Raw genomic sequence first — 5,296 nt, 5'->3', positions numbered from 1 at the left:
CCCCCCCGCCCCCCCCCTCTGCACGGGCCCCGGCCGCGCCCCCCCCCCGCGGCCCCCCCCGGGGGCCCCCCCCCCCCCCCGCGGGCGGCCCCCCCCCCCCCCCCGCGCCTCTCGTGCGATCTTCGGGATCAGGCGAGCGAGGCGCTCAGCGTGATCGTGGTGCCGGAGAGCGCCTGGCTCACCGGGCAGTTCGCCTTGGCGTCCTCGGCGGCCTTCACGAAGGCGGTCTCGTCCAGGCCCGGGACCTCGCCCTGGACGGTCAGGTGGACGCCGGTGATGCCGGTGCCGGGCTGGAAGGTGACCTCCGCCTGCGTGGTGAGCCTGGTCGGCGGGGTGCCGGCCTTGTCGAGGCCGTTCGAAAGCGCCATCGAGAAGCAGCTGGAGTGGGCGGCGGCGATCAGCTCCTCGGGGCTGGTCTTGCCGTTCGCCTCCTCCGCGCGGGAGGCCCAGGTGACCGACTGCTGCGGAATGCCGGAGGAGTCGAACGTGACGTTGCCGGCACCCTTGAGGAGGTTGCCCTCCCAGACGGTGTGTGCCTGGCGCGTGGTGGCCATGGTGGAACCCTTTCTCTGGTGTGCGTACGGCTCCGGTCGGTTACGTACGGCTTCAGAACCTACCCGGTGCCCGAACCTGGCCGGTGATCAGCTCCTCCGCTTCCCTCGCCAGGGCCGTGAGCCGGGAGATGGCGCGGAAGTACTTCTTGCGGTAGCCGCCGGCCAGCATCTCCTCGCTGAACAGGCGGTCGAACGGCACGCCCGACGCGACGACCGGTATCTCCCGGTCGTACAGCCGGTCCGCGAGCACCACGAGCCGCAGCGCCTTGGACTGGTCGGGCACCGGGGCAACGTCCGTCAGGCACACCGCGCGCAGCCCGTCGGTCAGCGCCCCGTAACGGCTCGGGTGGACGGTGGCGAGATGGCCGAGGAGGTCGCCGAACGCGTCCAGGCTCGCCCCCGGCGTCCGCGCGGCGAGCGCCGCGACCCGCTCGGAGGCGTACGGCTCCGGCGCCTTCGGCAGCCCGCGGTGGCGGTAGTCCTCGCCGTCGATGCGTACGGGCCTGAAGTGCGCGGACAGGCCCTGGATCTCGCGCAGGAAGTCCGCGGAGGCGAACCGGCCCTCGCCGAGCCTGCCCGGCAGCGTGTTGGAGGTCGCGGCGAGCGCGACGCCCGCCTCGACCAGCCGGCTGAGCAGCGTGGACACCAGCACCGTGTCGCCCGGGTCGTCGAGCTCGAACTCGTCGATGCACAGCAGCCGGTGGCCGCTCAGCGTCCGGACGGTCTCCTGGAAGCCCAGCGCGCCCACCAGGTTGGTCAGCTCCACGAACGTGCCGAAGGCCTTCAGCTCCGGCGCGGCGGGCGCCGCGTGCCACAGCGAGGCCAGCAGGTGGGTCTTGCCGACGCCGTAGCCGCCGTCCAGATAGATCCCGCGCGGGCCGGCGGGCGCCGCGGCCTTGCGGGCGAACCAGCGGCGCCCGCCCGCGCCCCCCCCCCCCGGGGGGGGGGGGGCCCCCGCGCCCGCCCCCCCCCCCGCCCCCCCCCCGGCCGGGGGGCCGGGGCCCGCCGCGAAGTCCCGCAGTACGCCGAGCGCCTCGGCCTGGCCGGGCCGGCCGGGGTCGGGGACGTACGTGTCGAAGCGCACGGAGTCGAAGCGCGGCGGCGGCACCATCTCGGCGACGAGCCGGTCGGCCGGTACGTGCGGGGAGCGGGCGCACAGCGAGAGCGGGGCCGCCGCGGCGGAGGAGGCACCCGGGGCGGCAGCGGAGGAGGAGGTCACGTTGCTCAACTCTAGGAGGCCGACCAGACTGCTTCGCATGCGACGCCTGTTCCCTGTGACCGATCAGACATCCGCGGACCGGGCGGCGACCGCTCCGCCCTCGCCGGGCCCCGACGGCGACCGGGAGTGGACGTTCGACGAGCTCGCCGAGGCCTACGCGTACCCCCCGCTCGCGGCCGGCGCGGTCTGGCTGCGCGGGAACATGGTCGCGACGCTGGACGGCGCCGCGCAGCACGGGGGCCGGTCGCAGGCCATCTCCTCCGCCGCCGACATGCGGATCTTCGGGGTGCTGCGCGCGCTGGCCGACGTGGTCGTCGTGGGCGCCGAGACCGTACGGCGGGAGGGCTACCGGCCCGCCCGCGCCCGGGCGGCGTTCGCTCAGCGGCGTGCGGCGGCCGGGCAGGCGCCCGCGCCCGCGATCGCCGTCCTCACGGCGAGCCTGGACCTGGATTTCTCGGCGCCGCTGTTCACCTCGCCGCTCGTCCCGACGCTCGTGCTGACGGGCGCGGCGGCGCCGTCCGAGCGGGTGCGCGCGGCTTCGAAGGCGGGGGCGGAGGTGGTGATCGCGGGCGAAGGGCCCGGCGCCGACCCGGCGCGTGCGGTGTCCGCCCTGGCGGAGCGCGGTCACAGGCGGCTGCTGACGGAGGGCGGGCCGCGGCTGCTGGGCCAGTTCGTGGCGGGTGGGGTGCTGGATGAGCTGTGCCTGACGGTGGCCCCGCTGCTGACCGCGGGGCACGCGCAGCGCATCGCGGACGGGCCCGAGCTGCCGGTGCCCGCGCGGTTCGAGCCGGTGTCGCTGCTGACGGAGGGCGGATTCCTGTTCTGCAGGTACGCGCGGGCGGACGCCCCGTGGATCTCGCGCGATCAGGGGTAGAGGACCCCGGGAACGGATTTTCGACACCCGCTACGAGACCATCTACCGGAATTTATCGTTCCGCTTAGCTCCGGCTGGGCAGACTAGATCCAGTCCCCCTGCCACAGCGGGGAAGGATGGTTTCAGCAGTGGACCGCGGCTGTGGTCCACCTTGACGGACGGAAGGGCGCCTGTCGTGTTCACGAGCGTACTGATGATCGAGAAGGCACTGACGCCCCAGGACGTGGAGTTCGTGACGACCCTCCACGGTGACCAGAAGGTGGCCTTCGTGGTGCTCATGCAGCCCCGCGGGGACCAGGCCGACGTACTGCTGCGCGCGATCGACGACGTGGCGTACGGAGAGCTCAAGGAGGCGGCGCAGGAAGCCGAGGAACCGGAGGGCAGCGACGCGAGACACCCCGCGGAGGTCGCGCTCGCCCACACCATCACGGCCCTGCGCGCGACGGGCTCCGAGGCCGCGGGACACGTGGTGGAGAAGCACCCGCTCGACCGGCTCAAGGCGGTCGTCGAGGAGACGGGCGCGGACGAGGTCGTCGTACTGACCGAGCCGCACTACGTCGAGGAGTTCTTCCACCGCGACTGGGCGTCGCGGGCCCGCCACCAGGTCGGCGTACCGGTGCTGAAACTCTTCGCGCACAGCGAATAGGGTGAGGCGCGACCCACGACCTGACCCGTCAGGTTCCCGCGCCACCCCCGTACTGGAGAGACGTATGGCATCCGCCCCCGGCATCCCGGCCGCCATGGAACGGCCGCACTTCATCGGCATCGGCGGTGCGGGCATGTCGGGCATCGCGAAGATCCTGGCGCAGCGCGGCGCCAAGGTCGCGGGCAGCGACGCCAGGGAGTCGGCCACCGCGGAGGCGCTGCGGGCGCTCGGCGCCACCGTGCACATCGGGCACGACGCCGCGCACCTCGCCGACGACGCCACCTGCGTCGTCGTCTCCAGCGCCATCCGCGAGGACAACCCGGAGCTCGTGCGGGCCGCCGAGCTCGGCGTCCCCGTCGTGCACCGGTCGGACGCGCTCGCCTCGCTGATGGCGGGCGGGCGCGCCCTCGCGGTCGCCGGCACCCACGGCAAGACCACCACCACCTCGATGCTGGCGGTCGCGCTCGGCCGGCTCGGCCTCGACCCGTCGTACGCGATCGGCGGCGACCTCGCGGGCCCCGGCACCAACGCGTCCCACGGCGACGGCGAGATCTTCGTGGCCGAGGCCGACGAGAGCGACCGCAGCTTCCACACGTACGACCCCGAGGTCGCCATCGTCCTCAACGCGGAACTCGACCACCACGCGAACTACGCCTCGATGGACGAGATCTACGAGTCGTTCCAGAAGTTCGCCGCCAAGATCGTCCCCGGTGGGACGCTGGTCGTCTCCGCCGACCAGACCGGTGCCGTGGAACTGGCCCGGCGGGTACGGGGCGACGGCGCCCCGGACGTCCCGCGCATCGTCACCTACGGGCTCGCCGAGGACGCCGATGTGCGCATCCTCTCCATCGAGCCGGACGGCCTGACCAGCCGGGTCACGGTCGTCCTGGACGGCGCCGAGCTGACCTTCGGGGTGTCCGTGCCCGGCCGCCACTACGCCACCAACGCCGTCGCCGCGCTGGTCGCGGGCGCCGCGCTCGGCGTCCCCGCGGCCGACCTGGCGCGGGCGCTCGGCGCGTACACCGGGGTCGGCCGCCGCCTCCAGCTCAAGGGCGAGGCGGGCGGGGTGCGCGTCGTCGACTCCTACGCCCACCACCCGACGGAGATGACCGCCGACCTGGAGGCGATGCGCGCGGCGCTGCCCGACGGCGCGCGGCTCGTCGTCGTCTTCCAGCCGCACCTCTTCTCCCGTACGCAGGAACTCGGCCGGGAGATGGGCGCGGCCCTGGCCCTCGCCGACGCGTCGGCGGTCCTGGACATCTACCCGGCGCGCGAGGACCCGCTGCCCGGGATCACGAGCGACCTGGTCATCGACGCGGCGCGGGCCGCGGGGGCGCAGGTCACGGCGGTGCACGACAAGACCGCCGTGCCGGACCTGGTGGCGGGAATGACGGGGGGTGGCGACCTCGTTCTGACTATGGGGGCGGGGGACGTCACGGACCTGGGTCCGCTGATCCTCGCCCGCCTCACCGACTGAAGGGAGACTCCGTGGCATCCGGAATCAAGAAGGCATACGACGTCGTCAAGCCGGACGACCAGTGGCGTGCCGAGCTGTCCGACAAGGAGTACGCGGTGCTGCGCGAAGCGGCCACCGAGCCGGCCTTCACCGGTGAGTACACGGACACCAAGACCGAGGGTGTCTACTCCTGCCGGGCCTGCGGGGCCGAGCTGTTCCGCTCCGACACGAAGTTCGAGTCGCACTGCGGCTGGCCGTCGTTCTTCGACCCGAAGGACAGCGACGCGGTCGAGCTGATCGACGACAACTCGTACGGCATGGTCCGTACCGAGGTGCGCTGCGCCACCTGTGGCTCGCACCTGGGACACGTCTTCAAGGGCGAGGGGTATCCGACCCCGACGGATCTGCGCTACTGCATCAACAGCATCTCGCTGCGGCTGACGCCGGACGGGAGCTGACCGGGGGCCGGGGGGGGGGGGGGGCCCCCCCGCGCCGGCCCGGTGCCGCGGCGGGGGGCGCGCTGGTGGTTTCGGGGCGCGGGGGGGGG

6 protein-coding genes are annotated in these 5,296 nt (G+C 73.8%); 4 read left to right on the top strand and 2 right to left on the bottom strand.

Going from position 1 to position 5,296, the window contains the following annotated elements; all coding sequences use genetic code 11:
• Positions 1-128: 128 nt before the first annotated feature.
• Positions 129-554 carry an OsmC family protein gene (locus tag LCE31_RS07035; protein ID WP_225013125.1) on the bottom strand — a complete coding sequence of 142 codons (426 nt, stop codon included), beginning with the start codon at positions 552-554 and terminating at the stop codon, positions 129-131.
• Between the two features lie 52 nt (positions 555-606).
• Positions 607-1,812, bottom strand: coding sequence for a cell division protein ZapE (gene zapE / locus LCE31_RS07030; RefSeq protein WP_225013124.1), 1,206 nt, complete (start codon positions 1,810-1,812; stop codon positions 607-609).
• On the opposite strand from zapE, the gene LCE31_RS07025 reads away from it, so the two are divergent.
• The 4 genes from LCE31_RS07025 to msrB all read left to right on the top strand — a co-directional run bounded on the left by LCE31_RS07025 (position 1,811) and on the right by msrB (position 5,207).
• Positions 1,811-2,647, top strand: a complete 837-nt coding sequence (locus LCE31_RS07025) for a pyrimidine reductase family protein (protein ID WP_225013123.1) — start codon at positions 1,811-1,813, stop codon at positions 2,645-2,647. The two genes, zapE and LCE31_RS07025, sit on opposite strands and share 2 nt — an antisense overlap.
• 175 nt (positions 2,648-2,822) lie before the next feature.
• Complete coding sequence (locus tag LCE31_RS07020) at positions 2,823-3,293, top strand: indole-3-glycerol phosphate synthase (protein WP_225013122.1); 471 nt, start codon at positions 2,823-2,825, stop codon at positions 3,291-3,293.
• A 64-nt stretch (positions 3,294-3,357) separates the two neighbouring features.
• Positions 3,358-4,770 carry a UDP-N-acetylmuramate--L-alanine ligase gene (gene murC / locus LCE31_RS07015; protein WP_225013121.1) on the top strand — a complete coding sequence of 471 codons (1,413 nt, stop codon included), beginning with the start codon at positions 3,358-3,360 and terminating at the stop codon, positions 4,768-4,770.
• Positions 4,771-4,781: 11 nt separating this feature from the next.
• Positions 4,782-5,207: a peptide-methionine (R)-S-oxide reductase MsrB gene (msrB, locus tag LCE31_RS07010; protein WP_225013120.1), complete on the top strand. Its 426-nt coding sequence runs from the start codon at positions 4,782-4,784 to the stop codon at positions 5,205-5,207.
• Positions 5,208-5,296: the final 89 nt, after the last annotated feature.

This window comes from Streptomyces sp. 8L (genome assembly GCF_020176795.1).
Lineage (GTDB): Bacteria > Actinomycetota > Actinomycetes > Streptomycetales > Streptomycetaceae > Streptomyces.
The sequence above is the reverse complement of the archived record's forward strand: the minus strand, read 5'-3'. Positions and strand labels throughout refer to the sequence as shown.

Excerpts from the sequence above, each read along its gene's own strand:
- LCE31_RS07025 (WP_225013123.1), top strand. The coding sequence starts at position 1,811 with ATGCGACGCCTGTTCCCTGTGACCGATCAGACATCCGCGGACCGGGCG.
- LCE31_RS07035 (WP_225013125.1), bottom strand. The coding sequence starts at position 554 with ATGGCCACCACGCGCCAGGCACACACCGTCTGGGAGGGCAACCTCCTC.
- zapE (WP_225013124.1), bottom strand. The coding sequence starts at position 1,812 with ATGCGAAGCAGTCTGGTCGGCCTCCTAGAGTTGAGCAACGTGACCTCC.
- murC (WP_225013121.1), top strand. The coding sequence starts at position 3,358 with ATGGCATCCGCCCCCGGCATCCCGGCCGCCATGGAACGGCCGCACTTC.